At 35.3% G+C, this 26952-nt stretch carries 20 protein-coding genes, 2 pseudogenes and 3 riboswitches; of the genes and pseudogenes, 15 read left to right on the top strand and 7 right to left on the bottom strand.

Annotated elements, in window-relative coordinates:
- Positions 1–618 (top strand): fatty acid desaturase family protein (locus F8162_RS28510; protein ID WP_192797686.1); only part of this gene is annotated, 618 nt, incomplete at its 5' end.
- A 53-nt stretch (positions 619–671) separates the two neighbouring features.
- Here the strand turns inward: F8162_RS28510 and F8162_RS28505 are convergent.
- The 4 genes and pseudogenes from F8162_RS28505 to F8162_RS28490 form a co-directional block, all read right to left on the bottom strand.
- Entirely contained in the window at positions 672–1364 is a 693-nt protein-coding gene (locus F8162_RS28505; protein ID WP_151630239.1) for an amino acid ABC transporter permease, read from the bottom strand.
- 144 nt (positions 1365–1508) lie between these two features.
- The gene (locus F8162_RS28500; protein ID WP_151630240.1) at positions 1509–2303 is read right to left on the bottom strand and encodes an ABC transporter substrate-binding protein; all 795 of its coding nucleotides are present in this window, start codon (positions 2301–2303) and stop codon (positions 1509–1511) included.
- 120 nt (positions 2304–2423) lie between these two features.
- Entirely contained in the window at positions 2424–3146 is a 723-nt protein-coding gene (locus F8162_RS28495; protein ID WP_151630241.1) for an amino acid ABC transporter ATP-binding protein, read from the bottom strand.
- Positions 3147–3403: 257 nt separating this feature from the next.
- A pseudogene (locus F8162_RS28490) lies at positions 3404–4249 on the bottom strand (MCP four helix bundle domain-containing protein); the annotation flags it as partial.
- 201 nt (positions 4250–4450) lie between these two features.
- Here F8162_RS28490 and F8162_RS29535 point away from each other — a divergent pair.
- Positions 4451–4801 (top strand): annotated as a pseudogene (locus F8162_RS29535) (HAMP domain-containing protein); the annotation flags it as partial.
- The gene (locus F8162_RS28485) at positions 4793–5743 is read left to right on the top strand and encodes a methyl-accepting chemotaxis protein (protein WP_413226584.1); all 951 of its coding nucleotides are present in this window, start codon (positions 4793–4795) and stop codon (positions 5741–5743) included. The pseudogene F8162_RS29535 and the gene F8162_RS28485, both read left to right, overlap by 9 nt.
- Positions 5744–5774: 31 nt before the next feature.
- Here the strand turns inward: F8162_RS28485 and F8162_RS28480 are convergent, their stop codons facing one another.
- Positions 5775–7109 (bottom strand): FAD-binding oxidoreductase, encoded by a 1335-nt coding sequence (locus tag F8162_RS28480; protein WP_151630243.1) that lies wholly within the window; start codon positions 7107–7109, stop codon positions 5775–5777.
- 244 nt (positions 7110–7353) lie between these two features.
- On the opposite strand from F8162_RS28480, the gene F8162_RS28475 reads away from it, so the two are divergent.
- From F8162_RS28475 to F8162_RS28460, 4 genes are all read left to right on the top strand, one after another.
- Positions 7354–9018 (top strand): glycoside hydrolase family 13 protein, encoded by a 1665-nt coding sequence (locus F8162_RS28475; protein ID WP_151630244.1) that lies wholly within the window; start codon positions 7354–7356, stop codon positions 9016–9018.
- A gap of 206 nt (positions 9019–9224) precedes the next feature.
- A complete protein-coding gene (locus tag F8162_RS28470; RefSeq protein ID WP_151630245.1) occupies positions 9225–10862 on the top strand; it encodes a PTS transporter subunit IIBC in 1638 nt (545 codons plus the stop codon).
- 4 nt (positions 10863–10866) lie between these two features.
- On the top strand, positions 10867–11658 hold the full coding sequence (locus F8162_RS28465) for an endonuclease/exonuclease/phosphatase family protein (protein ID WP_151630246.1): 792 nt from the start codon (positions 10867–10869) through the stop codon (positions 11656–11658).
- A 306-nt stretch (positions 11659–11964) separates the two neighbouring features.
- The gene (locus tag F8162_RS28460; protein WP_151630248.1) at positions 11965–14880 is read left to right on the top strand and encodes a YhgE/Pip domain-containing protein; all 2916 of its coding nucleotides are present in this window, start codon (positions 11965–11967) and stop codon (positions 14878–14880) included.
- Between the two features lie 40 nt (positions 14881–14920).
- Here F8162_RS28460 and topB read toward each other — a convergent pair whose 3' ends face one another.
- The gene (gene topB, locus F8162_RS28455) at positions 14921–17110 is read right to left on the bottom strand and encodes a DNA topoisomerase III (protein WP_151630249.1); all 2190 of its coding nucleotides are present in this window, start codon (positions 17108–17110) and stop codon (positions 14921–14923) included.
- Positions 17111–17377: 267 nt separating this feature from the next.
- Positions 17378–17487, top strand: a riboswitch (TPP riboswitch).
- A gap of 72 nt (positions 17488–17559) precedes the next feature.
- On the opposite strand from topB, the gene thiM reads away from it, so the two are divergent.
- Positions 17560–18366, top strand: coding sequence for a hydroxyethylthiazole kinase (thiM, locus tag F8162_RS28450; RefSeq protein WP_151630250.1), 807 nt, complete (start codon positions 17560–17562; stop codon positions 18364–18366).
- A gap of 16 nt (positions 18367–18382) precedes the next feature.
- The gene (gene thiE, locus F8162_RS28445) at positions 18383–19042 is read left to right on the top strand and encodes a thiamine phosphate synthase (RefSeq protein ID WP_151630251.1); all 660 of its coding nucleotides are present in this window, start codon (positions 18383–18385) and stop codon (positions 19040–19042) included.
- 333 nt (positions 19043–19375) lie between these two features.
- Here thiE and F8162_RS28440 read toward each other — a convergent pair whose 3' ends face one another.
- Positions 19376–20689, bottom strand: coding sequence for an anaerobic C4-dicarboxylate transporter family protein (locus F8162_RS28440; RefSeq protein ID WP_151630252.1), 1314 nt, complete (start codon positions 20687–20689; stop codon positions 19376–19378).
- A gap of 274 nt (positions 20690–20963) precedes the next feature.
- Positions 20964–21048: riboswitch (cyclic di-GMP riboswitch) on the top strand.
- A 142-nt stretch (positions 21049–21190) separates the two neighbouring features.
- Here F8162_RS28440 and F8162_RS28435 point away from each other — a divergent pair.
- From F8162_RS28435 to F8162_RS28410, 6 genes are all read left to right on the top strand, one after another.
- Complete coding sequence (locus F8162_RS28435) at positions 21191–22930, top strand: methyl-accepting chemotaxis protein (RefSeq protein ID WP_151630253.1); 1740 nt, start codon at positions 21191–21193, stop codon at positions 22928–22930.
- 61 nt (positions 22931–22991) lie between these two features.
- A riboswitch (TPP riboswitch) is annotated at positions 22992–23093 on the top strand.
- A 100-nt stretch (positions 23094–23193) separates the two neighbouring features.
- Positions 23194–23514: an MTH1187 family thiamine-binding protein gene (locus tag F8162_RS28430; RefSeq protein WP_000082898.1), complete on the top strand. Its 321-nt coding sequence runs from the start codon at positions 23194–23196 to the stop codon at positions 23512–23514.
- The gene (locus F8162_RS28425) at positions 23486–24259 is read left to right on the top strand and encodes an ABC transporter permease (RefSeq protein WP_151630254.1); all 774 of its coding nucleotides are present in this window, start codon (positions 23486–23488) and stop codon (positions 24257–24259) included. Before F8162_RS28430 ends, F8162_RS28425 begins: the two co-directional genes overlap by 29 nt.
- Positions 24256–25254 (top strand): ABC transporter substrate-binding protein, encoded by a 999-nt coding sequence (locus F8162_RS28420; protein ID WP_151630255.1) that lies wholly within the window; start codon positions 24256–24258, stop codon positions 25252–25254. The genes F8162_RS28425 and F8162_RS28420 overlap by 4 nt, the downstream gene beginning before the upstream one ends.
- Entirely contained in the window at positions 25251–26000 is a 750-nt protein-coding gene (locus F8162_RS28415) for an ABC transporter ATP-binding protein (protein ID WP_151630256.1), read from the top strand. The genes F8162_RS28420 and F8162_RS28415 overlap by 4 nt, the downstream gene beginning before the upstream one ends.
- Positions 26001–26066: 66 nt before the next feature.
- Entirely contained in the window at positions 26067–26840 is a 774-nt protein-coding gene (locus F8162_RS28410) for a hypothetical protein (RefSeq protein WP_151630257.1), read from the top strand.
- Positions 26841–26952 lie beyond the last annotated feature (112 nt).

The raw sequence follows: 26952 nt of genomic DNA, 5'->3' as shown, positions 1-26952 counted from the left end.
AGTTTTCTGTCATTAACCATTCAATTTACATTGCATTCGACTCGAATGTTCTTTCATTTTATAAAAGAATTTAAGTCATCCAATCAAAAATCTGTATGGCTTCAACTTCTTTTGCCTTGGACAGTTTGGATTAGTTTATTGTTTATTATGGGACCAGCAAAATGGTTATTTGCATATGTGATTCCGTTGTTAATTGCTAACTTTATTGTAATGGCATATATCGCAACAAATCACCGCTTAAATCCAATTGTTCCAGTAAATGATCCGTTAGCAAACTGTTTATCAGTTACAGTGCCGCGCTGGGTAGACGTTTTACATTTCAATTTCTCATACCATACAGAACATCATCTGTTCCCTGCTATGAGCTCTAAATACTATCCGTTAGTAAAAGAGAAAATTAAAGAAATGTGGCCGGAACGCTATCACGAGATGCCGATGACAAAAGCTTTGGCAGCGCTATGGAATACACCACGTGTGTATTATCAAGGAAGTGAATTAGTGGATCCGCATAGAGAGCATTTCTATGGTTCTTTAGGAAATGGACTAGATCCTCATAATATTTCATATCGTGAGGAACATATAGAGGAAGACGAGAGTATAAAAAAAGTAAATCAGTAAAAATTGATATATTTTTGCAGTGAAAAAGCAAGCCATCTCAGGCTTGCTTTTTCTTATAAAGAGACTTCTTTTTTATTTTTTGTACTAACTTGAACTGAATTTGTTTCTTTTCTTTGTAGTCGTTTCTCTAAAAGATTAACAAAATAAGTAAATAGAAGAACAAGTACGAGGTAATATAAACCAACGATTATGTATGTTTCTAATTGTTGGAAGTTACTTGCAGCAATTGATAAACCTGATCCCCATAATTCAGATAACCCTACATATGCAACGAGGGAAGAGTCCTTTAATCCAATAATAAATTGATTTCCTAAAGGAGGAAGAGATTGACGAAATGCTTGTGGTAATACGATACGGCGCATCGCTAAAGGATACGGCATACCTAGAGAGCGAGCAGCTTCCAATTGTCCACGGTCGATAGATTGGATGGATCCGCGGAAAATTTCAGTAATATATGCACCGTTATGGATTGCTAAAGCAATTGCTCCTGCCCAAAAGGGAGTAAAAACAACAACGGATGTAATCCCAAAATAGAGAATGGCAATTTGAACAATTAAAGGTGTACCACGAATAATGGCGATGTATACATGAGCTATACTATTTAAAACTTTATTGTTAGAGATTCGAAAAAAAGCGAATAGTAATCCAATTAGTGAACCGAGTAATAGGGATGTTAGTGTTAGTTGTAATGTGATAATAGTAGCCTTTAAGAGTGTGGGATAAGTAGACATAAAAATTTCAAACATATGTGTCACCTCATATTGTATGGATTTTGGTAGGGAATGAAATGCCCCACTGATTATTATCTCGCACCAATTGGGAGTTTTACTGCCCAGAAAATAGCGGGATAAAAAGTGGGGCATAATTTATGAAACATTTGAATAGCTAATTTACTTCGTTTTTTCCTCTTCACCAAGAATGTTACGTCCGAACCATTTTTTACTAATCTTTTCATACGTACCATCTTTAATAATTTCATCTAAAGCTTTATTTACTTTCTCAACCATTTCTTTATCATCTTTACGAATAGCAATTCCCATTTCATCAAGATTTAATGGTTTTCCAGCTTCTTTTATATTTGATTTACCTTCTTTGATCATGCGTAAACCAACCATTTGATCAGTGATTACTGCATCAATACGTCCAGGCTCTAAGTCCATAAGTGCAGTAATATCGCTATCGTATTCTGTAATTTGATCTGTATGTTTTGCAACAAGGTCTTTAAAGGTACTAGCTTTAACAACACCAATTTTCTTACCTTTCAAATCTTCTGGAGAAGAGATAGATGTATTCTTTTTAGCTACAAAAATTTGGGCACCAGAACGATAATAAGGATTGGAGAAATTAACAGCTTTTAATCGTTCTTCTGTAATTGCCATACTGCCGAGTATTGCATCATACTTTTTTGCCTTGAGACCTTGGATTAGCGTTTCCCACGGATTTGTAATAGGAGCTGGTTTCATATTCATTTTTTTCGCAAGTGCCTCACCAATTTCCACATCAAAACCGGCAAGCTTTCCGTCATTTTCTTTATAGTTAAAAGGTTTATATAAGCCACTCATCGCATAACGAAATTCTTTTTCACCACTTGAAGAAGTAGTAGAGCTTTCCTTGCTACAGGCTCCTAGTATGAAGGATGTACATAATGTAATACTCGCAACAATGGTTAATAGTTTTCTTTTCATAAAACCCCTCCTATATATTGATCATACGGATGGTTTTAAGTATGGTATTGAGATATTGTATTTAGATGATTAGTTGTGCACCGTATGAATGTATTTCTTTCGTTTGAAACAGAAGTTACACTATAAAACGTTGCGTAAAAATTGTTTTGCTCGTTCATGTGATGGAGCTGAAAAGAATTGCGCTGGCGGAGCGTCTTCTACAATCTTTCCGTCATCCATAAAAATGACTCGATCAGCTACATCTCTTGCGAAATTCATTTCATGAGTAACGATAACCATGGTCATTCCTTCTTCAGCAAGTTCTTTCATAACTTGCAATACTTCTCCAACAAGCTCAGGGTCTAAGGCTGAGGTAGGTTCATCAAATAGCATAATTTTAGGATTCATGGCAAGAGCTCGTGCAATGGCAATGCGCTGTTTTTGACCACCTGACAGGAGGTGGGGCGTTACATCTGCTTTATCTTGCAAGCCGACTTTTTGCAGAAGCTGATTTCCGATTTCCTTTGCATTTGCTGCTTCTAATTTTTTTACATGAATAGGTGCTTCTATGATGTTTTCTAGTGAGGTCATATGGGGAAAGAGGTTAAAGTGCTGAAAAACCATACCAACATTTTCACGGACTTTGTTTAAATTTGAATGCTTTGGATCAATTTGTTTACCTTGTAAGTGAATTTCACCTTCATCGTACGTTTCTAAAAAGTTAAGACAGCGAAGTAATGTACTTTTACCGGAGCCACTGGCACCAATTAAAACAACAACTTCTTTTTCTTTTACTTCTAAATCAATTCCTTTTAAAACATCAAGTGAGCCAAATGATTTTACTAGATTTCGAACCTTAATCATACAAAACCCCCAGTCAAAAATATATTTTACCAATGTTACCCCTTATTTCTGTTATTAGCCACGAATTGTCAGAATCCTTCATTTTTTTCGGAGGACCGTTCTTATATAAGTAAATCTGAATGTATAATTTAAATAGAAAGACCACCTGAATTAGGTGGTCTTTCCGATGTTTACAAGTTTTTAATTTTAAATTTTAAATTGAGTGGCGAACGCTTCTAATTCTTCAACAAGTTTTTGCATTTGAAGAGACATATTTGTAATTGGTTTGTAGAGCCTTTTACTTTTGCACTTGTTTGAATTACATTGTTAATAATTTGCTGTAAATTTAATATCATTTGATCGAAACTATTAAACATATGACCGAATTCATGATGATATTGTTTTGGTACAGCAACGGTCAAATCGCCTTGTCCAGCTGAATTCATTATGTTCCGTAATGAATTGATTGGATTGATAATAGAATTAGCAGTAAATAAGGAGATAAGAATGCAAAGAACTAAACATGCAATGAATAAAATAATTGTTACGCTTATCACTTGCTTATAAGAGTGCTCACTTTCGTTATACAGACTTTCAGCTAACTTTTCGTTATAATTACTAAGGCTTTTTAAAGCACCTACTGTTGCTGACAAATTAGGTTCCACTGTAGTTAGGTAGAATGAATATGCTTGATTAAGCCTATTCTCTTTAATGAGATCAAGCATTTGAGCTCGATGCTTTTCATAGTTTTCTAGCTTTTCTTTATATTGGTTGAGGAGCTTTTTTTCTTCGCCTGTTACATATGTATTTTCATATTGAGCTCGTAATTTTTCGGTTTCTTTATTTGTATCATTTAATTTATTTAAAATTGTAGTTCGTCGATTTTCATCTTCCGTAATAATGAGTTCCTTTACATAACTAGACTCTTGGTACATGCTGCTCTCAATAGAGCCTAGCCATTTAATAGGTAGTAGACGATCCACATATACTGTTTGAAGTTGTTTGTGCATTTGTTGTAAATTTATATAATTTACAACGCTAATAATTAGTATGGAAAGAATGGGTACTGCCACTAACAATATTAATCTATTTATAACGTTTAAACGATTTAAAATCTTTAACATAGAATCACCTAACCTTACATTATTTAGTTGAATATATAATTGGCATCCAAATAAAATTATACATTATTTTTATTTATATACAGAAAAAGTAATGTAATGAATATGTAAATAAAAAATTAAAATCAATATATCTTTCTATAAGGAAAATATGGATAATGATATATAGATAGTATGTATATTATTTATGAGGAGGAATGAGAAATGGAAAAGGAGAAGAAAACTTTTTCCTTTGGTTTACGTACACAACTTATGCTATTTACTACAGTTTTAGCTTTTATTACATATTCAACAAGCATAGTTTTTATTTACGTGATATACGATTATTTTCAAAGTTATGTAAGTCAAACTGTTTATAATATTATCGTTATGTTATTAGGTGTAGTATGGTCTGGAATTTTAGCGTATGGAGCAGCAATCTTTTTAATTACACCACTTCGGAAATTGGAGGAGGCTGCAAGGAAAGCGGCCAATGGCGATATTCGTGAAGATGTCCCGTTACCAAAAACAGATGATGAGATTAAATCTTTAAGTGTTGCATTCAATATGATGCTAGGGAACTTAAGAGGTATGGTAAAAAATATTGATACTACATTTTCGTATACAAATAATCAAGTTCAGCAAATTAGAAGACAAACAGAAGAAGCAACAAAGCAAGCACGAGGTGTGTCTGAAACCCTTGCAGAGATTTCTTCTGGCGCTGAGCAATCAGCAGCTTCCATTCAGGCGATTGTTTCGGCTGTTGATACAACAACTTCCATTGCGAGTGAAGTAGAAGAAAAAGCAAAACAGTCTGACGAGTTGTCTTTAGAAATGGTTCAAGCTTTAGGGCAAAGTACACGAGTCTTTACTTCTTTAATTCAAGGTATTCAAACATTGGCAAAAGAAAATGAAAATTCGATGCAAAATGTACAGAAGTTAGAAGAACGAATGAAACAAGTGGAACATATTGTTTCTGTTGTGAGTGAGATTGCTAGTCAAACGAATTTATTAGCACTGAATGCTTCGATTGAGGCAGCTCGTGCTGGAGAGCATGGAAGGGGCTTTGCAGTTGTAGCTGAAGAAGTACGTAAGCTTGCCGATGAAAGCGATTATTCTGCAAGAAATATATCGCAGTTATTACGTAATATGCAAGAGGAAGTGCAACAAGTCGCATTGAAAATGACGGAGCAAGTGAAAACAGCTAAAGAAGAGGCAAAACGCGGGGCAGCGACAGAATTAATTTTAAAAGAAATGTCATCGAGTATTATGGAGGTTGCCGATGCAACGAAGCAAATTAGTAGCTATATGAACGAACAAGTGAGTCACATTCATCAAACAGGAGCACAGACGAAGGCTGTAGCAGCAATTGCTGAGGAAACATCAGCTGGTTCACAAGAAGTAGCACGTGTAACGTTACAACAATCTAAAAATATGGTACTAATCGATCAATTGTTAAAGGATTTAGAGCAGCAAGCAGCGGATTTGAAACAAACAATTGAACGATTTTCAATGTGAAAAGGAAGAACAGTATTCTGTTCTTCCTTTTTTACGTATGAAAGGGTGGGATACTTTGTTGAAAACGAAAAACATTGCAAGGGTCATATATGGTTTTCACTTTACGCAATCTTTGAAAGTTAGGACCATAATAACTAGTTTGCCAATTTTTAATGTCGATATCGGGCCAATTGACATAGTCACCTAGTGTATAAGGGTCTAAGCTTTCTCGTAAATTTTTAACCCAGCGTATATTACGATTTTCTTCATCGTCGCATTTCCAAGAGGTAATGTATTCTTGCGCAATAATTGCTTTACGATGGAAATAAGCTGTTTCAGTAGGCGTAATATTTTCAACAGCACCTACGAGTGATTGGTGCCAAATACTTGCATCTTTATTTGGTGCATGAGAAAGAAAATATTGCATGATTTGAATTCCTTTAAGGGGAATAGGTTTATATACATAGGAACCAGAGCGCTTAAAATTTTCAGGGATATTACCGCTATTAAAGAATTGAACAGCCTTTATATACGGAACTTCATCTATAAAAAGAGAGGGAGTACCAGTTTCAAGTAGAGGAGATAATAAGGAATGGAGTTCAGACGGAGAGCCAACAAACTCACCCTTTACTTCAATTTTATTTTGTTGTTTCGAAAATAATTCAATTGATGAAGTGAGACGTTCGTCTATATAAGGCGCCCAGCTTTGCCAAGCTTGGAATGCAGCAATAAAATCTTCCCATTCCCATGTCAGTGAGAAAATCGATACGTTCTTTATAGGATGGACTCGAAAAGTTAAGGAAGTAACAATGCCAAAGTTTCCACCACCGCCGCCGCGGCACGCCCAAAACAAGTTATGGTTTTCATGTTCGTTTGCTCGAATGATTTTTGCCCCAAACTTACCGCACGCTTGTACCATTTCAACTTCTACTAATTGATCACATGTTAATCCGAATAAGCGTGAAAGCATACCGATGCCACCGCCAAGTGTCAATCCAACAATACCAACACTTGCGCTTGTGCCGGCTGGTATTGTAAAACCATATTTCCAAAGTTCTTTATAGACAGTGCCGAGATTTGCACCGGCCTCAATTGTTGCGGTTAAACTTTGGGTATTAACAGTAATTTGATTCATTTCACTCACATCAACAATAAGTCCACGATTTAAAAGGGAGAAATTTTCGTAGCTATGACGCCCACTTCTTAACCGAAATGGTATATGACGTTCGCGTGCCCATTTTAAGGCGTTACAGACATCATTTTTATTTTGGCAAAAAACAATAATACAAGGGAGTTTTGGAATATTTAAATTTAAATTCATTCGGGCTATGTCATAGTCAGGATCTGAGGGAACGACGATACGACCTGTTAATTTTGTTTGTTTCAATTTATCACTCCTTTCTAAAACAAGTAGTGCTTTTTATTAATATATGAAAAGCGTATGTAACGTGCGTGGACAAGAGCAGGTGAGAAATGAGATTTGTTTTTGTGAGAAATAAATAAAGCATAAGAATAAGGAATCTACATAGAGTTCAATGAAAACAGTTGCAAACTATTTATATTTTGTTATGATAGTGTTACGAAAACGTTTGCATAAAAATTCCGATGGGATGCAAAAGGAGAGAATGACTATGAATAAGACATGGTGGAAAGAAGCGGTTGCGTATCAAATTTACCCACGTAGCTTTATGGATTCAAATGGTGATGGTATTGGAGATTTACAGGGTATTATTGCGAAATTGGATTATTTAAAAGATTTAGGCATAGATGTAATTTGGATTTGTCCAATGTATAAGTCACCTAATGATGATAATGGTTATGACATTAGTGATTATCAAGATATCATGGATGAGTTTGGTACGATGGAAGACTTTGATGCTTTACTAGATGAAGTTCATAAGCGTGATATGAAGCTTATTATTGATTTAGTTATTAATCATACAAGTGATGAACATCCATGGTTTATTGAGTCCCGTTCATCTAAAGAAAATCCGAAGCGTGATTGGTATATTTGGCATGATGGTAAAGATGGTGCGGAACCAAACAACTGGGAAAGTATTTTTAATGGTTCGGCATGGGAATATGATGAAGTAACAGGACAATATTATTTACACTTATTCTCGCGTAAACAACCAGATTTAAACTGGGAGAATAAAGAAGTTCGCGAAGTGTTATACGATACAGTTAATTGGTGGCTTGATAAAGGAATTGATGGTTTCCGAGTGGATGCAATCAGCCATATTAAAAAAGAAGATGGCTTCAAAGATATGCCAAATCCAAAAGAACTAAAGTATGTACCATCTTTTGATAAACATATGAATGTGGATGGTATTCAACCTTTATTAGAAGAGTTAAAAGAAAATACATTTTCTAAGTACGATATTATGACTGTTGGTGAAGCGAATGGCGTTAAGATTGAAGATGCTGAGCTTTGGGTTGGAGAAGAGCAAGGTAAGTTCAATATGGTATTCCAATTCGAACATTTAAGCTTATGGGATGCAGAAAAGAAGAAAGATCTTGATGTTGTAGGACTGAAAAAAGTATTAACGAAATGGCAAAAAGGGTTAGAAAATAAAGGCTGGAATGCTTTATATATTGAGAACCACGATAAGCCACGTATCGTTTCAACTTGGGGAGATGATAAACAATATTGGCGTGAAAGTGCAACAGCTCTAGGAGCAATGTATTTCTTTATGCACGGTACACCGTTTATTTATCAAGGACAAGAAATTGGGATGACAAATGTTCAATTATTAAATATTGAAGATTACGATGATGTAGCAACTAAAAATTTATATCGAGAGAAAATGGCAGAGGGCGTATCACATCAAGATATGATGGAGATTATATGGGCTTCTTGCCGCGATAATTCACGTACACCTATGCAGTGGAACGATGAGATGAATGCTGGCTTCACAACAGGTGCACCTTGGTTTAGTATGAATCCAAACTATAAAGAAATTAATGTTGAAAAGCAAAAAAATGAAGAGAATTCTATTTTCAATTTCTATAAAAAAATGATTGCCTTGAAAAAAGAGAACGATGTACTGAATTACGGTACGTACGATTTACTTTTAGAAGATGATCCACAAATTTATGCGTATACTCGTACATTAAATGATGAAAAAATCGTTGTAATTAGTAATATCTCCAAAGAGGAATCTGTATATAATGAGGGTTCATTCGCACTAGAACGCAAACGTTTGCTTTTAAATAACTATGAAGTTGCGGAACATGAACAAGTAACTACAATCACGTTAAAGCCTTATGAAACAAGGGTTTATCGCATTTCATAATAAAAAAGGATGCTCTTAGAGCATCTTTTTTTATGAAAAAAAATAAATTTCTATTGCAAAGTGAAAACGCTTTTATTAAAATAGATTTATGAAAACGGTTGCGTAAATTATAAAAATAAAGTAACATAAGGAATCGTTTTCATAATAGAAACAGAAATTATAATTTAAATCATTACGTTATTATAAATAAAGGGGAGGAAGAACAGATGAAAATTACGTCTTTTGATTTTTGGCAAAAGTTCGGGAAAGCATTATTAGTTGTTGTAGCTGTAATGCCAGCAGCTGGTTTAATGATTTCTATTGGTAAGTTAATTGGGATGTCTGCTGGGGATATTAACGCAGTTCATACAATCGCTCGCGTAATGGAAGACATCGGTTGGGCAATTATCACAAATCTACACATCTTATTCGCAGTAGCAATTGGGGGATCTTGGGCGAAAGATCGCGCAGGTGGTGCATTTGCAGCACTATTAGCATTCGTCTTAACAAACAGAATTACAGGAGCTATATTTGGCGTAAACGCTGAAATGTTAGCGGATTCAAAAGCGAAAGTTTCTTCAGTATTAGCAGGAGATTTAGTTGTAAAAGATTACTTTACTTCTGTACTTGGTGCACCAGCATTAAACATGGGAGTTTTCGTAGGGATTATCACAGGTTTCTTAGGAGCTACTCTATATAACAAATATTATAACTATAACAAACTGCCACAGGCATTAGCATTCTTTAACGGAAAACGATTCGTACCATTCGTTGTAATCGTTTGGTCTACAGTCACTGCAATTGTATTATCACTTTTATGGCCATTCATCCAAAGTGGATTAAATGAATTTGGTCGCTGGATTGCAGCTTCAAAGGATAGTGCACCAGTTGTTGCACCATTTGTATATGGAACGTTAGAGCGTTTACTATTACCATTCGGTTTACACCATATGTTAACGATTCCGATGAACTACACAGAGCTAGGCGGAACATATACGATGTTAACTGGCTCAAAAATTGGACAAGTTGTAGCAGGGCAAGATCCATTATGGCTTGCATGGATTACAGATTTAAATAATTTATTAGCAAATGGAGATACAAAAGCATATAACGATCTATTAAATAATGTTGTACCAGCTCGATTCAAAGCAGGACAAGTTATCGGTTCAACAGCAGCGTTAATGGGTATTGCATTCGCGATGTTCCGTAATGTTGATAAAGAAAAACGTTCAAAATATAAACCAATGTTCTTATCAGCAGCATTAGCAGTATTCTTAACAGGTGTAACAGAACCAATTGAATTCATGTTCATGTTTATTGCTCCAGTATTATATGTTGTATATGCAATTACAACAGGACTTGCATTTGCATTAGCAGATTTAATTAACTTACGTGTTCACGCATTTGGATTTATTGAATTAATTACTCGTACACCGATGATGGTTAATGCAGGACTAACTAGAGATTTAATCAATTTCGTTATCGTTTCATTAGTATTCTTCGGTCTGAACTTTACATTATTCAATTTCTTAATTAAAAAGTTCAACTTACCAACACCAGGACGTGCTGGTAACTATATTGATAATGAAGATGAGTCATCAGAAGGAACAGGAAATGTACAGGATGGTTCATTAGCAACAAAAGTTATTGATTTGTTAGGTGGAAAAGAAAATATTGCTGACGTAGATGCTTGTATGACACGTTTACGTGTAACAGTAAAAGATTTAGATGTTGTTGCACCAGAAGCACAATGGAAACAAAATGGTGCTTTAGGACTGATCGTAAAAGATAAAGGTGTACAAGCAGTATATGGTCCGAAAGCTGACGTATTAAAGTCAGACATTCAAGATATGTTAGGTGCGTAATAATATGAAATTGCTAACTTTAAACTGTCACTCTTGGCAAGAAGAAAATCAAATAGAAAAGATAAAATATCTTGCTAAAGTCATTCAAGAAGAACAGTATGATGTGATCGCATTGCAAGAAGTAAGTCAGTCGATACAAGCTGAAAATGTATGCGGTAACAAGAAAGAAGATAATTTTGGACTTTTACTATTAGAAGAGTTAAAAGCGTTACATGTAAAAGATTACAATATTACTTGGGATTTCTCTCATATTGGTTATGATGTGTATGAAGAAGGATTAGCGATTGTAACGAAACATAATGTTGTAAAAGAAGATACGTTCTTTATTTCAGAAAATAAGGATACAACGTATTGGAAAACGCGCAAAATTATAAGTACAACAATTGCTTATAATGGTAAGAACATCACGTTTTACTCTTGTCACCTCGGTTGGTGGAATGATGAAGAAGAGTCATTCAAAGGTCAAGTTGATCGTTTAATGGAGCGTGTAAATCGTAATGAACTTTCCTTCTTAATGGGTGACTTTAATAACAATGCTCGTTTGCAAGGCGAAGGTTATGAATATATGATGCGAAAAGGTTTGTATGACACATATGAACTAGCAATAGAGAAGGATGAAGGAACAACTGTCCAAGGTGAGATTGCTGGGTGGGATGAAAACAAACATAAATTACGAATCGATCTAATATTGTGTAACCAAAGCGAAAAAGTTCGTTCTTCAAAAGTCATTTTTAATGGTACAAACCGAAAGGTAATTTCAGATCATTTCGGTGTAGAAGTAAAAGTAGATATATAATAGAAGAAATCCTCACAGATGATGAAAAACTGTGAGGATTTTTTTGAGGAATACAAGTATTTCCAAGAGAAAATACTTGTATTTTTTATGACATTTCCTATATATTTGTTATTATTGAATGTAAAACTAATTTGGTCATTTTGTATGCATACTTTTTTTACTTCGTTATATAATGAAGTAAGTGAAATATTTAATGGGAAAAATAGTGTGTTTTCGTTTAATCCACGATGTAGAAAGTGATATAATTGCAAAATGTATGTATCATTTTCTAAAGAAGGAAAAATATATAATTAGGTGATAACTTCTATGAAACAAATTTGGCGTATTTATAAGACAGATTTACGGAATGTAGCTAAACATTGGGCTGCAATTGTTATTGTTTTAGGATTAATGATTTTACCATCGTTATATGCATGGTTTAACATTAAAGCTTCTTGGGATCCGTACGGAAATACAAAAGAGGTTCCCATTGCAGTTTCTAACCAAGATGCAGGATCTAATTTAAGAGGGAAAGATATTAATATCGGTGAAGAGATTGTAGATTCTCTTAAGAAAAACAAAAATCTTGGTTGGAAATTTGTAGATGAAAAACAAGCAATTCACGGAGTTGAGCGCGGAGATTACTATGCAAGTATTACAATTCCAAAAGATTTCTCTGAAAAGATTGCAACTGTTCTGGATGAAAATCCGCAGAAACCAGAACTTGATTACTATGTAAATGAAAAGGTAAATGCGATTGCACCGAAAATTACAGCAAAAGGTGCATCAGGTATTACAGAAGAAATTAGTAAAAACTTTGTTAAAACAGCAAACGGTGAGATTTTTAAAGTTTTTAATGACCTTGGAATCGATTTAGAAACAAACTTACCAAGTATCGAGAAAGTAAAAGATCTTGTCTTTAAGTTAGAAGCGCAGTTCCCAGAAATGAATACACTGATGGATAAGGCGTTAGATGATGCAACTCGAGCAGAAGATGTTGTGAAAGTGGCGCAGAAAGAGTTGCCGGTTGTAGAAAGTGTTATTAATGATGGGCAGGACACACTTAAGAGTTTAGATGCATTCTTTGCGAGAAATGATGAAACATTGAATCGTGCTCCAGGAACTATTAAGAATAATTTAATTGCAATGCAAACAGGTTTGAATAGTGCGGCAGCGATTACGGATTTCTTAAAAAATCCATCTTTTGATTTCAATATGGCACTTCCAGATCCATCTAAATTCCCAGTGTTACCTAATATAACTATTCCGCAGATACCAGAATTACCGCAGGTGAATGGTCAATTGTATAAAGATATAGCTAAAAATATTGATCAAACTGTAAATAATGTATTCGGCTCAATACGTGTTGGAACAACTTATGCACAAGGTGTTATAAACGGATTGGGAAATGGTAATTTTGATCCAGAAAAAGCGAAACAAGATCTTAATAAGGTTTCTGAGAACCTTCAAGGTCGTGTTGATAGTGTTTCATATTTAATTGATGTCTTTACTAAATTTAAAGAATCTGCACCAACTGATTCTGGAAAAGACTTCTTCCAAAGACGTATAGATAAATTAACGAATCTTAAATCAGCTATAGAAAATGCAAATGGCGGCGTTAAAGATATCGCTAATATTATAGGTACAGGACAAGAAGTGAAAAAAGATGTAAGAGATGCTACTAATAAAAAGTTAGATGCAATAAATAATTTGGTAAACCAAGCGGAGGCAGATTATAATGCGACGTTTGTAGCAGATTTTGAAAAAGCGGTAAGTACGGCTGAACAATTAAAAGATAAAGCTGGAAATGCGCAACAGAATTTAAATCAAGAAATAAAAAAAGTTAACGAAATATTAGACAATGGTAGAGAAGGCTATGATCAGGCTGTAAATAATTACAGCAGATTAAAAACAGAGCTTGAAAAAGCCAGAGAAGACTTAAGTAATAAAGGTGTCAACGGACTAGATTCTACAAAAGTAGCTTTAAATGATTTAAATGGCCAGTTCAAAGCTGGGCTAAATTTAGTTAACGATATGATTCCTGTTATGGAGAATGCGAATAAAGTTTTAGCAGATGTAAATAGTGATAAGAACACGAATAACATGATTTCTAAATTGAATAAAGTAAAAGATGGTCTTCAAAAAGGAATCGATTTAACTGATAAAGGAATTGACGCTATTAATAAAGGTCAAAAACCAGCGGCAGATGTTATTGAGAGTATTAATAAAGTATCTAAAAATGTTTCGGGTCAAATAGGTGACATCTTAGCTAAATACGATTCAGAAATCGTTCCAAACTTTAATGAAGCAATTGCTCGTACAAAAGATATGTCTAAAAATACATCTCAAATTTTAAAAGAAGCAGACAAAAAGCTTCCAGATGTTAAAAAATTACTAGAAGATTCATCAAAAGGCTTAGTAGACGGTAAAAAGAAATTAACGGACATTAAAGCTGACATGCCGGAAACTGAGAAAAAGATTAAAGAATTAGCAAATAAAATTCGTGATTTTGAATCTGAAGAGGATTTAAAAGACATCATACGCTTATTGAAAAATGATGTTGAAAAGCAAAGTGATTACTTTGCGAATCCAGTAAATTTAAAAGAGAATAAATTATTTGCGATGCCGAACTACGGTTCAGCAATGTCACCATTCTATACAGTGCTTGCATTATGGGTAGGCGCATTATTAATGGTTTCATTATTAACAGTAGAAGTACATGAAGAGGGCGCGAATTATAAGAGCCATGAAATTTACTTCGGACGTTTATTAACATTCTTAACGATAGGTCTTTCACAAGCGTTTATCGTATCGATGGGAGATATATTCTTACTCGGTACGTACGTAGTCGATAAGTTCTGGTTTGTATTATTTAGTTTATTTATTGGTGGAGTCTTCGTTTGTATCGTATACTCACTCGTTTCTATTTTCGGAAACGTTGGGAAATCGATGGCGATTATTTTACTTGTACTGCAAGTAGCAGGATCGGGCGGGACATTCCCAATTCAAATGACACCAGCGTTCTTCCAAGCGATTTATCCGTTCTTACCGTTCACATATGCAATTAGTGCAATTCGTGAAACAGTAGGTGGAATGCTGTGGGATATTGTAACGCGAGATTTACTTGTGTTAAGTGCTTTCGTAGTAGTTATGATTGTTGCTGCGTTATTACTGAAAACACCAATTAACAAATCAAGTGAAAAATTCGTTGAGAATGCAAAAGGAAGTAAAATCATTCACTAAAATAAAAGGTTCCTACCGATAGAGGTAGGAACCTTTTTGTTTAATCAAATTTTAATTTTTTTAACGCTTCTGCGAATGGGTTGTTTAATGGTTCTTCTTCTTTATTTTGTTGTTTCATATATTTTTGAACGTCGCGCTTATCAGCCTTGCTTCCAGATTCTTTTTTACGTCTCTCCTGGAATGTCGATAATTTCTCGCGATAGCCACATTTACATGCGAAAATTTGTCCTGCACCTTCACCACGTAATTCTAACTTCTTCTTACATTGTGGGCAACGAGCGTTTGTTGTACGAGATACATTTTTACGATGACCACATTCACGGTCTTGGCAAACGAGCATTTTTCCTTTTTTACCGTTTACCTCCAGCATTGGTTTACCACAGTCTGGACAAGACTTCGTTGAAATGTTGTCATGTTTATATTTTTTATCACTTGATTTAATTTCAGAAACAATTTCTTTCGTATAGTTCTTCATTTCTGAAATGAATACTTCTTTTTTCAGTTTACCCTTCGCAATTGCTTCAAGCTTTTGTTCCCACTCACCAGTTAGTGTAGGTGATTTTAACTCTTCTGGCACTAAATCAAGTAACTGACGGCCTTTTGAGGTAATGTGAATATCTTTACCACGTTTTTCAAGTAAGAATGAATTGAATAGCTTGTCGATAATATCAGCACGCGTTGCTACAGTACCTAATCCACCAGTTGATTTTAACGTATCAGCAAGTTGTTTATTTTGCGTATCCATATATTTCGTAGGATTTTCCATTGCTGAAAGTAAAGTAGCTTCGTTAAATCGTGCAGGTGCTTTTGTTTGACCTGATGTTTGCATAATTAACTTTACAGTTAATGTATCGCCTTTTTCAATGTGAGGTAGAAGTTGTTCTTTTACGTCATCCGTTACATCATCATCTTCAAAGCGATTTTCATATATTTCTTTCCAACCGGCATGCAGAATAGTTTTTCCGCGTGCAATGAATGTTTCATTACCAACTTTTGTGCGTAACGTTAGTTGCTCGTACTCGAATGCCGGGAATAAAACGGCTAAGAAACGTTTTACAACTAAATCATAAATTTTACGTTCTTTATCTGTGAAGGCCGAGAAGTTAACGTATCCTTCTGTCGGAATAATTGCGTGATGATCACTTACTTTACTATCATCAACAAATGACTTATTAGACTTGATAGGCTTTTGTAATACTTTATGTGCTAAAGGACGGTACTCTCCAACGCCACATGCTTTTAGACGTTCTGGAAGTGTTCCAACGATATCAGATGAAATATAGCGTGAATCTGTACGAGGGTACGTTAGCACTTTATGTTGCTCATACAATTTCTGCATAATGTTTAATGTTTCTTTCGCAGAGTAACCGAACTTTTTATTTGCATCACGTTGTAATTCAGTTAAATCGTAAAGACCAGGAGAGAATGACTTCTTCTGTTTTTTATCAATTTCCACAACGGTAGCATTATGCTTATCTAAACCTTTTACAATACCATCAATTTTTTCTTTATTAAAACTGCGGCTATTACCGTTTGCATCTTGCCAAGTTAGTTTTAGCTGACTCGTCGTTTGAGCCTCGATGCCGTAATAAGTTTGAGCTTTGAAGTTCTTTATTTCATCTTCACGATTAGCGATCATAGCGACAGTAGGTGTTTGCACACGGCCGCAATTCAGCTGGGCATTAAAGCGAGTCGTTAAAGCGCGAGTCGCGTTAAGACCGATATACCAGTCAGCTTCTGAACGTGCAACTGCTGAAGCGTATAAATTGTCATATGCTTTACCTGGTTTTAAATTTGCGAAACCATCTTTAATTGCTTTATCAGTAACAGATGAAATCCATAGGCGTTTAATTGGTTTGTTAATTCGAACTTTATCAATAATCCAGCGAGCAACTAATTCTCCTTCACGTCCAGCGTCTGTCGCTACAATAATTTCAGTTACATCTTTTCTAAGTAGCTGACTTTTTACAGCATTAAATTGTTTCCCAGTTTGTTTAATAACCGTTAATTTCAAACGCTCAGGTAGCATCGGTAAATCTTCTAAATTCCACTTTTTATATTTCACATCATAGCTTTCTGGATCTGCTAATGTAACGAGGTGACCTAAAGCCCAAGTTACAATATATTTACTACCTTCAAGGTAGCCGTTTCCTTTTTTATCGCACTTAAGTACACGCGCAATATCTCGTGCAACGGAAGGTTTTTCAGCGATTACAACGCTTTTTGCCATATTAAAAACATCCTTTCAAATTTCCATACGTTAACTATAGCATACATCTTCTTGAGATTCAGTTTCGCTCCAGATTTGAACGTTTTTTAGTGGGATAACATCCGTTTGAAAGAGAATGATGGCGACAGAACATAATGTGCACCATGATGAGACTGTGAGAAATAGATAGTTATTATGCTTATTGTCTTATTAGTTGCTTCTATTTAAATAGAAAAGTAAAGAACTTGTTATTTTACTAGAATAAGAGTAGACTTTGAAGTAGAAGAATAATAAGCACATGGGAGTTTGTGGATGCAAACTGAGAGTATGACTAATCCGTCATTGACCATTTGAACCTGTTGGATAATGCCAGCGTAGGGAGAGTGTAAAAGCACATGTTCAGGCACTTTGCGTACGCGCAAAGTGCCTTTTTGTGTATCTCCCATTACTATAGTTAGGGGATGAGAAGGATGAATATGAAAGAAATTAGTAGAGTAGTGGATTTGGTGAGAGAGTCTAATCCGCTCGTTCATAATATTACAAATGTTGTTGTAACAAATTTTACAGCTAACGGCTTGTTAGCGTTAGGAGCATCACCTGTAATGGCGTATGCGAAAGAAGAAGTAGCAGAAATGGCTAGCATTGCTGGAGCGTTAGTATTAAATATGGGGACACTTCGTTCTGAAGAAGTAGAAGCGATGTTACTTGCGGGTAAATCAGCAAATGTGAATAATGTACCAGTACTGTTTGATCCAGTTGGTGCAGGAGCAACATCGTATCGAACAGAAGTTGCGAGACATATTCCGGCTGAAATTGATTTAGCAATTATTCGCGGAAATGCAGCTGAAATAGCGAATGTTATTAATGAGAGATGGGAAATTAAAGGGGTAGACGCCGGTGCTGGAAATGGCAATGTCGTAAGTATTGCAAGGCAGGCAGCAGACGAATTAAATACAGTTGCGGTGATTACTGGGAAAGAAGATGTCGTTACAGATGGAGAGCGAACGATTCTTATTCGAAATGGTCACCCTATTTTAACGAAAGTTACCGGAACAGGTTGTTTACTAACTTCTGTAATAGGAGCATTTGTAGCGGTAGAAAAGGATTATGTAAAGGCAGCGGTAGCGGCATTAACATTTTATGGTGTAGCTGCGGAACTGGCAGCTGCTAAGACAGTAGAAAAGGGACCTGGTAGTTTCCAAATTGAATTTTTAAATCAGTTAGCAAATACAACTTCAGATGATATTGAGAAGTATGGGAAGATTGAGCTTATCTAGCAAGGAGGGGAACTAGATGCCGCGTATTACAAAGGCAGAAATGTCTAGATTATTATCAGTATATTTTATTATGGGAAGTAACAATTGTACGAAGGAGCCACTACAAGTATTGAGAGATGCACTTGAAGGCGGTATAACAATTTTTCAATTTCGTGAAAAGGGAGAAGGCGCTTTAATGGGAGAGAAACGTATTTGTTTCGCGAAAGAGCTACAAGCAATTTGTAAGGAGTACGGTGTACCATTCATCGTAAATGATGATGTGGAACTAGCTCTCGAGTTAGATGCAGATGGCGTGCATGTTGGACAAGATGATGAAGGAATTACTTCTGTTCGTGAAAAAATGGGGAATAAAATTGTTGGTGTATCTACACATACAATTGAAGAAGCACACTGGGCAATTGAAAACGGAGCTGATTATTTAGGTGTTGGTCCTATTTTCCCAACGAGTACGAAAAAAGATACGAAAGCTGTGCAAGGCACGAAAGGTTTAGCTCATTTTAGAGAGCAAGGAATTACAATACCGATCGTCGGGATTGGTGGCATTACAATTGAAAATACAGCTTCAGTTATAGAAGCGGGTGCGGAAGGTGTTTCTGTTATTTCTGCGATTAGTTTAGCGGAATCTGCGTATGAAAGTACGAAGAAGTTAGTAGAGGAAGTAAGTAAGAGTTTGTAGAAGAAGGCTATGTAGTATTAAAATGCTACATAGCTTTTTGGTGTTAATCATTAGAAATAGGGGGATTATTTGAAACGAAATAGGTTTGTAGAGTTGCAGAATGAGTTGTTTCGTTTATCCGACTTTAATGGGCAGTAAGACCCCCACCTCAAAATTCAGCGAAAGCAAAGAATTTAGGTGGGGGATCAACTGCCCATAAAAGTCCGATTGGTTCAACTAATAATCAGTGGGGGGATGAAGAAAACCCCCACTGATTAAAGTTTCACTTTATTTAAACAAACGTTTGATTAAAAAAGCACAAACCCTTTAAAAATGTAGGTTTGTGCTTTTTCTTTAAAACATAATTGATATTAAGAGCATTCCAATTCCGATAGAAGTGAATGTTGCGATTAGGCCTGGAATCATAAAGCTATGATTTAAAACATATTTACCAATGCCAGTTGTACCAGTGCGATCAAAGTTAATGGCAGCAACGATTGTTCCATAGTTTGGAATGAAGAAGTATCCATTTACTGCAGGGAACATCGCGATTAGTAGTGCTGGTGGAATACCGAGTGATAATCCAAGAGGCATTAAAGCACGTACTGTTGCTGCTTGGCTATATAGTAAAATAGATAGAATGAATAATGCGATGGCAAATAGCCATGGTGCACTTGTTACTAGGTGCTGAATTGAACCTTGAATCATATTTAAGTTTCCGTTAAAGAAAGTATCTCCCATCCAAGCGATACCGAAAATAGCAACAACTGCTGTTGCCCCCGCTTTAAAGACGTTACCAGACACGATACTTTCTACATTTGGTTTACAGAAAATAATAATAAGAGCTGCGATGGTTAACATAACCATTTCAATTGTGTTTGGCATGGAAAGGCGAACTAGCTTCCCGTCGATCATCCATCCTGGACGAAGTGCTTCAAATGAACCGAGAAGTACGACAAGGAAAGTTCCTACTAAGAAAAGGATAACGGATAATTTAGCGCCTTTTACACCAACAAATTCTTTTTTCTCTTCAATCTTAGGAATCATTCCTTCTTTTAATCGTTTTAAGTATTCAGGGTCTTCATTTAATTCTTTCCCCATTTTACTAGCAACAAATGCAGCTACCATACAAGCGATGAAAGTAGAAGGAATACTTACTTTTAAAATATCTAATAAAGTGATTTTATAGTCAGCTAGCATTGCTAAAAGTGCAACTGTTGCAGCTGATATAGGACTAGCTGTAATTGCTTGTTGGGAAGCGATTACGGCAATTGACATTGGTCGTTCCGGTCTAATCCCAGATTCGCGAGAGACTTCTGCGATAACAGGAAGTACAGAATAAGCAACGTGACCAGTTCCTGCGCAGAGTGTAAATAAATAAGTAACAATTGGAGCAAAGAATGTAATGCGTTTTGGATTTTTTCGTAATGCTTTCTCAGCTAGATGAACAAGGTAGTCCATTCCTCCAGCGGCTTGCAGTGCACCGGCAGCTGTAATTACTGCTAAAATCATAAGCATTACATCAATAGGAGGAGCTGTAGGCTGTAAATGGAAGACGAAAACAAGTATTGCCATACCAACGCCACCCATCACTCCTAAACCAACTCCGCCTAAGCGTGCGCCAATAAAGATGCAGAGTAGTAACGTAAGAAATTGTAGCCAAAACATGATAAACTACCTCCGAAATTCATTAGTTAAGATATATTTGAATAATTTAATTTTAACGAAAATTAAAATAAATACTCAAAATAATCCTTGTGTTATATACATTTTTTATTATATAACACAAGAAATGTAACATTCACGTACTTTGTTAAATTATTTCGAAAAAATAATACGTTGAAACTTTACATTTGCATCTATAAATAGGTAGACATTTTAATTTTTATGTTGTAATCTTTGATAGAGAATAATTTAATTCTCATAGAACTCCCATATCGTTCAGCGAGAAAGGCAAACTGATGGAAACATTAGGACGCAAAACTACAGGAGCTAAGGCCGAAAGGCTATGCTAGCCAGTTACCGGACGGATAGGGTTGGTCTTGACCAATGCTCTTTCATTGGTCTTTTTTTTATTTACAAACAAATGAGAACCTTTATCGATTGTTAATGAGGTTTATATTTTAATAGTTTTAATTTATATTAAGTTAATTAAGAAGGGTGATGTTAATGAAAAAATATTGGCACAAGCTATCATTTCTTCAAAAAAATGTATTGTTAACTGTGCTAGTTATTTTGACGCTTGTTGGTACTATGGGAGCGTTAAGTTTTAACATGTTTCAAAATAGTATGATGTCTATATTTGAAAGACATTCTTTTGAAACAGGAGATACGGTATTACATAAATTAGACGCAGAAATATTGAGAGATGTTGCAAAAGACCCAACGGCAGAAAGAGAAAAGAGAGAGAAGTTAACAGAAAAATTAGATGAATCAACGGAAGAATTGAACAGTGTTGGACAAACGTATATTGTTGGAGCGAAAAAAAATGAAAAAGGTGAGCTACAAATCATTGATTTGTCTACAGGTTTAGCAAATGTTGTTGAAGTAAGGCCGGGAGAGTATTATAAACAACCAGATCTTTGGATGGAAGCATATGATAAAGTAATGAGCACAAAAAAAGCAAACATGACAGAAGTATATGAAGACGCATTAGGAACATGGGTAACGATATTAGAGCCAATTAAAGATGAGGAAAATAATATTGTGGCACTTGTTGCAGCCGATGTAGATGCCTCTATTGTTCCTATGACAAAAGAAAAATTCATTATACAAGGTTTACTGTTTATTTGTATTTCTGTTTTAATTGCAACTTTTATTCAATTCTTAATTGTACGTAACGCACTTGCTCCATTGCGAGATTTACGTGAAGGATTACGTAAAGTCGGTGAAGGTGATTTAAGTATTAAATTAGAGGAAAGACCAGATGATATTGGTATTATTAATGCGTATTTTAATAATACCATCGAGAAGTTTAAAGGAATTATAGATAAAGTGAAGCAGACAGCAGAACAGGTTTCCTCATCTTCACAAGAATTGTCAGTAAGTACGAAAGAGAATAGTATGGCAGTTCAAGAAATCGTAAGTTCTATGGTTGGGTTAAGAGCTGGCGCTCAATCACAAGAAACTTCAGTACCACAGTATTTAGGTATTGTATATGAAATGGAAGATAAGATGGAAGAGATAAAGAATGCTGCAGAACAAGTGGCAAAAGAATCTGAAGGTACGGAGCATCATTCGGTAAAAGGAAATGGTGTTATTAAACAGGCGATTAATCAAATGAGTATAATACAAAATGCAGTACAAGATTTATCTTCTATCGTTTATTCTTTGGAAACAAGATCAAAAGAAATTAGTGATATTGTAAATGTAATTACAGATACTTCAAATCAAACGAATTCGCTAGCTTTACATGCTTCTATTGAAGCTTCACGTGATGAGGCAACCGGAAAGGGATTTGACGTTGTTGCTGATGAAGTGCGTAAATTAGCAGAGCAGACGGAAGCATCAGCAAAAGATATAGCGAAATTAATAGTGGAAACACAAGCTGAAACGGAAGAAGCTGTTGTTTCAATGCAAAAAGCTTCAAAAGAAGTAGAATCTGGAATGAAACTTGTTGAAAGTAGTGGTGCTTTCTTTGAAAGGATTTCAAAATCAGCACAATCTGTTACAAATCAAATTAGAGTTGTTTCTGACAATTCAAGTGATATATTGCAAAATAGCCAAAATTTTGTTCGTGTTGTAAATGAACTATCACTTATCGCAAATACGTATGCGAATAGTAGTAGTAATATTGAAGAAAGTATGAAAGAACAGGAAATGTCTGTACAAGATATTGCTGAATTAGCTAGTTCTTTAAGCTGGCTTTCACAGGAGTTACAAGAGTTAATTGGTGAATTCAAAAGTTAAATGAAATGATTATACGTGCTTTTGTTTGTTCAATAAAATAAATCATGCTACAATGAAAACGAATTAAGGACCGGGGAGCCAATTGGCTGAGAGGATGTAAACAAACATCGACCCTCAACCTGATCTGGATAATACCAGCGTAGGGAGTTACTTAAAGTGATGTAGCATATGTTATTCTATAATAACTTGCATACAAGGCTTTCCTACGCAGTAGGAAAGCCTTTTCTTGTTTTAACATTTTATTTTATAAGGGGGATTTTACTATGTCACAACAAGTTACAATTTCATTTTCAGTAGTACCACAAGCGAAGAACAAAGATGTATATTCTGTTGTCGATAAAGCAATTGAAGTTGTACAACAATCGGGAGTTCGTTATGAAGTAGGAGCAATGGAAACAACGCTGGAAGGAGAATTAGATGTACTTCTTGACGTCATTAAACGTGCGCAACAAGCTTGTGTGGATGCTGGAGCAGAAGAAGTGATTACTTCTATTAAAATCCATTATCGTCCAAGCACTGGTGTAACGATAGATGAAAAGGTTTGGAAGTACCGTGATGAATATGCAAAACCAGAAGCAATCTAAAATAATTACAACAATTTGGCTTATCCTTCTCATTGCGATATGGGAAGGATCTGTTTCAGTATTTAAAATTGAACCGTGGATTTTACCGAAGCCTTCTGCCATTGTTCAAGAATTAATTGGAATGAAAGATTTACTATTACCGAATACGATGCAAACGCTGCAAGAGGTTTTAATTGGACTATTCTTTGCGATTTTAATTGGGACAAGTATTGCAATTATTATGGACGTTATCCCTTTATTTCGTATTTTAATAAATCCGTTGCTTGTTATTTCGCAAACGATTCCGATCGTTGTACTTGCACCGTTATTTATTATTTGGTTTGGATATGGAATGCTACCGAAAGTAATGGTAGTCATACTCGTTTGTTTCTTCCCGATTGCGCTTAGCATTTTAGAAGGTTTTCAAACGGTAGATAAAAATATGTTGAAGTTGTTGCAAACGATGAAGGCAACGAAATGGCAAGTTTACCAGAAAGTAAAGTTCCCAGCAGTGCTTCCATACTTTTTCTCAGGTTTAAAAATTGCAGTTACATATAGCGTAATGGGAGCGATTATTGGGGAATGGCTCGGTGCCAGTGAAGGATTAGGAGTTATGCTTACGAGGGCTACGAAATCCTTTTTAACAGCCCGAGTATTTGGTGTTGCAGCAATTATTGTTATGGTGACATTATGCCTGTATTTTATCGTAGAGTTTATGGCAAGAATAACAGCACCATGGATATATAGAAAGGACGGCAGAAAATGAAAAAAGGTTTAAAAGTTATGTTGGCTGCCTTATTAGCAGTAGGTGTGGCTGGATGTAATACAGCGAAGAAAGAAGAAAGTGCGAGTAAAGATCAAAAAGTAAAAGTAGTATTAGATTGGTTTCCGAATACGAATCATACTGGCTTATATGTAGCGCAAGCGAAAGATTATTATAAAAAGCAAGGCTTAGATGTAGAAATTATTCAGCCTGGTGATAATGTGACAGCGGAGCAAATGATAGCTTCAGGAAAAGCTGATTTCGCAATAAGCGCACAAGAAAATGTAACATTGGCTCGTGTGGAAGGAATTCCTGTTGTATCTGTAGGAGCGATTATACAGCATAACACTTCAGCTTTTGCATCGCTTAAGAAAGATAACATGACTTCACCGAAAGATTTTGAAGGTAAACGTTACGGAGGCTGGGGAGGACCAGCAGAAGAAGCAACGTTGAAGACAATCATGGAGAAGCATCAAGCTGATTTTAATAAAGTTGAAAAAATCATCTTAGGACAAACAGATTTCTTTAAATCAATCGGTCGTGATGCAGACTTTGAATGGATTTATTACGGATGGGATGGAATTGAAGCGAAGCGCCAAGGAAAAGAGTTAAATACGATTATGGTGAAAGACTTAGACCCAGCGCTTGATTTCTATAGTCCTGTTATGATTACGAGTGAAAAACATACGAAACAAGATAAAGACTTTGTGAAAAAGTTTATGAGTGCAACGACAGAAGGTTATGATTTTGCAATTAAAGAACCGAAAGAAGCTGCTGATATTTTAATTAAAGCAGTTCCAGATGTGAATAAAGATTTAGTACAAGAAAGTCAAAAATGGTTAAGTACGAAGTATCAAGATGATGCGAAAGCGTGGGGAGTACAGAAGGAAGAAGTTTGGACGAATTACATGAATTTCTTATATGATAACAAAGTTATTAAGAAGAAAATTGATGTGAAAGATGCCTTTACAAATGAATTCCTTCCAAGTGAAAAATGAGTGGATTACAAATAAAAGAGGTTGTAAAAGCTTTTGATGGAAAGAATGTATTAGCAAATATTAGTGCTTCTATACGAGAGGGAGAGTTCGTTTCCTTTGTAGGACCGAGTGGTTGCGGGAAAAGCACATTATTAAATATGATTGCAAATGTTGAAAATCCAACAAGTGGGAATGTAACGTATAACGATAAGCAAATGCAAGAGCAAGATGTTGTAAGTTATATGCCGCAGCAGGATTTATTACTACCTTGGCGATCAGCTTTGCAAAATATAGTTCTTCCATTGGAAATCGAAGGGAAACCGAAAAAACAAAGGCTCACAGAAGGAATGGAAGCATTAAAGCAATTTGAACTAGATGAATATGCAGACCATTATCCAGATGAATTGTCTGGTGGGATGCGTCAAAGAATTAGTTTTTTACGCACATATTTATGTGAAAAGCCAATTATGTTACTTGATGAGCCTTTTGGAAAATTAGATGCTTTTACAAAAATGGAAGTACATAGCTGGCTTTTAAACTCTTGGCACCAAGAGAAGCAAACAATCGTTATGGTTACACACGACTTAGATGAGGCAATCTTGCTTTCAGATCGCGTATTTATTTTATCTCAAAGACCAGCATCAATAGTTGGCGAGGTACAAGTGAAATTACCTAGGCCACGAACGATGGATATGTTAACATCACTTGAGTTAAAGCAGGATAAGGAAGAAATTTTGAGAGTATTAGCTCCTTATATGAAAAAATAGAAAAAGCCTTTTAACAGTTTTTAGTATAATTACTGTTAAGAGGCTTTTTAATATAGGGGGAGAAAGATGAAATCTATAGAGCAAATAGTTGATTCGTTAACAGCTGATAATTTTGAAGAAGGAAAGTCCTTATTAAAAAATCATATTTTATTAATGAAGTATGGTATGGAACACCATGAATTAAAAGAAGAAGAAATGACAGAAGTTTTAAAGTGGGTTCAAGGCCGGGATCAATTGACAAAAGGTGTTCCAGAATTACGTGATTTACATTTAGTTAAAAAGTTTCAAGCGCTATTAGATGAATTTATTCATTCTATAATTTCAAATGGTTATGTGGAAGATGCAGTAGAAATTTTAGAGAGTGTATTAAAAAGTATGGGGGCAGTCGCTCATATTGTAAAAATTATGTTTGTCGGCAAAAGGACAGTTAATAGAAATTCTTTAGAAATGGTAGAAGAGTTAAAACGAGAGTGCTACAGCTTAATGGAACAGCGTGCTGCTGTCGGGTTGCATGCTCAAATCTTTCACGTTTTAGGTTTTGTTCATTCAATTCAGTTTGATTTAGAAGAAAGGTCGCAGGAACATGGACGAACTGTAATAGGCCTTTTAACGGATTTTAAGACGAAGGAATTGAAATCTGTACAACAATTTCAAAACGAAGAGCATATTCCAGAAGTGAAAAATATGGTTAGTAAAGAGTATGGGATAGAACTACAAAGAAGAATTTATATGTGGAAATCGTTAACGCTCATCTTTACAAGTCCATATGCATTAGAAAAGATGTATAAAGAAATTTACGCAGAAAATGAAAAAACGGAGAAGGAACAAAAAGAAAAATAGAGAATAGAATATAACAGAGTAGTTTATACTCTTAATATAACAAATGTTAAAGGAGTGAAAGGATAAAATGACTTTATCAACTGTTCTTCAAATGGTTTTAGCTTGATACGGG

Source organism: Bacillus sp. CH140a_4T, assembly GCF_008923725.1.
GTDB lineage: Bacteria > Bacillota > Bacilli > Bacillales > Bacillaceae_G > Bacillus_A.
The sequence above is the reverse complement of the archived record's forward strand: the minus strand, read 5'-3'. Positions and strand labels throughout refer to the sequence as shown.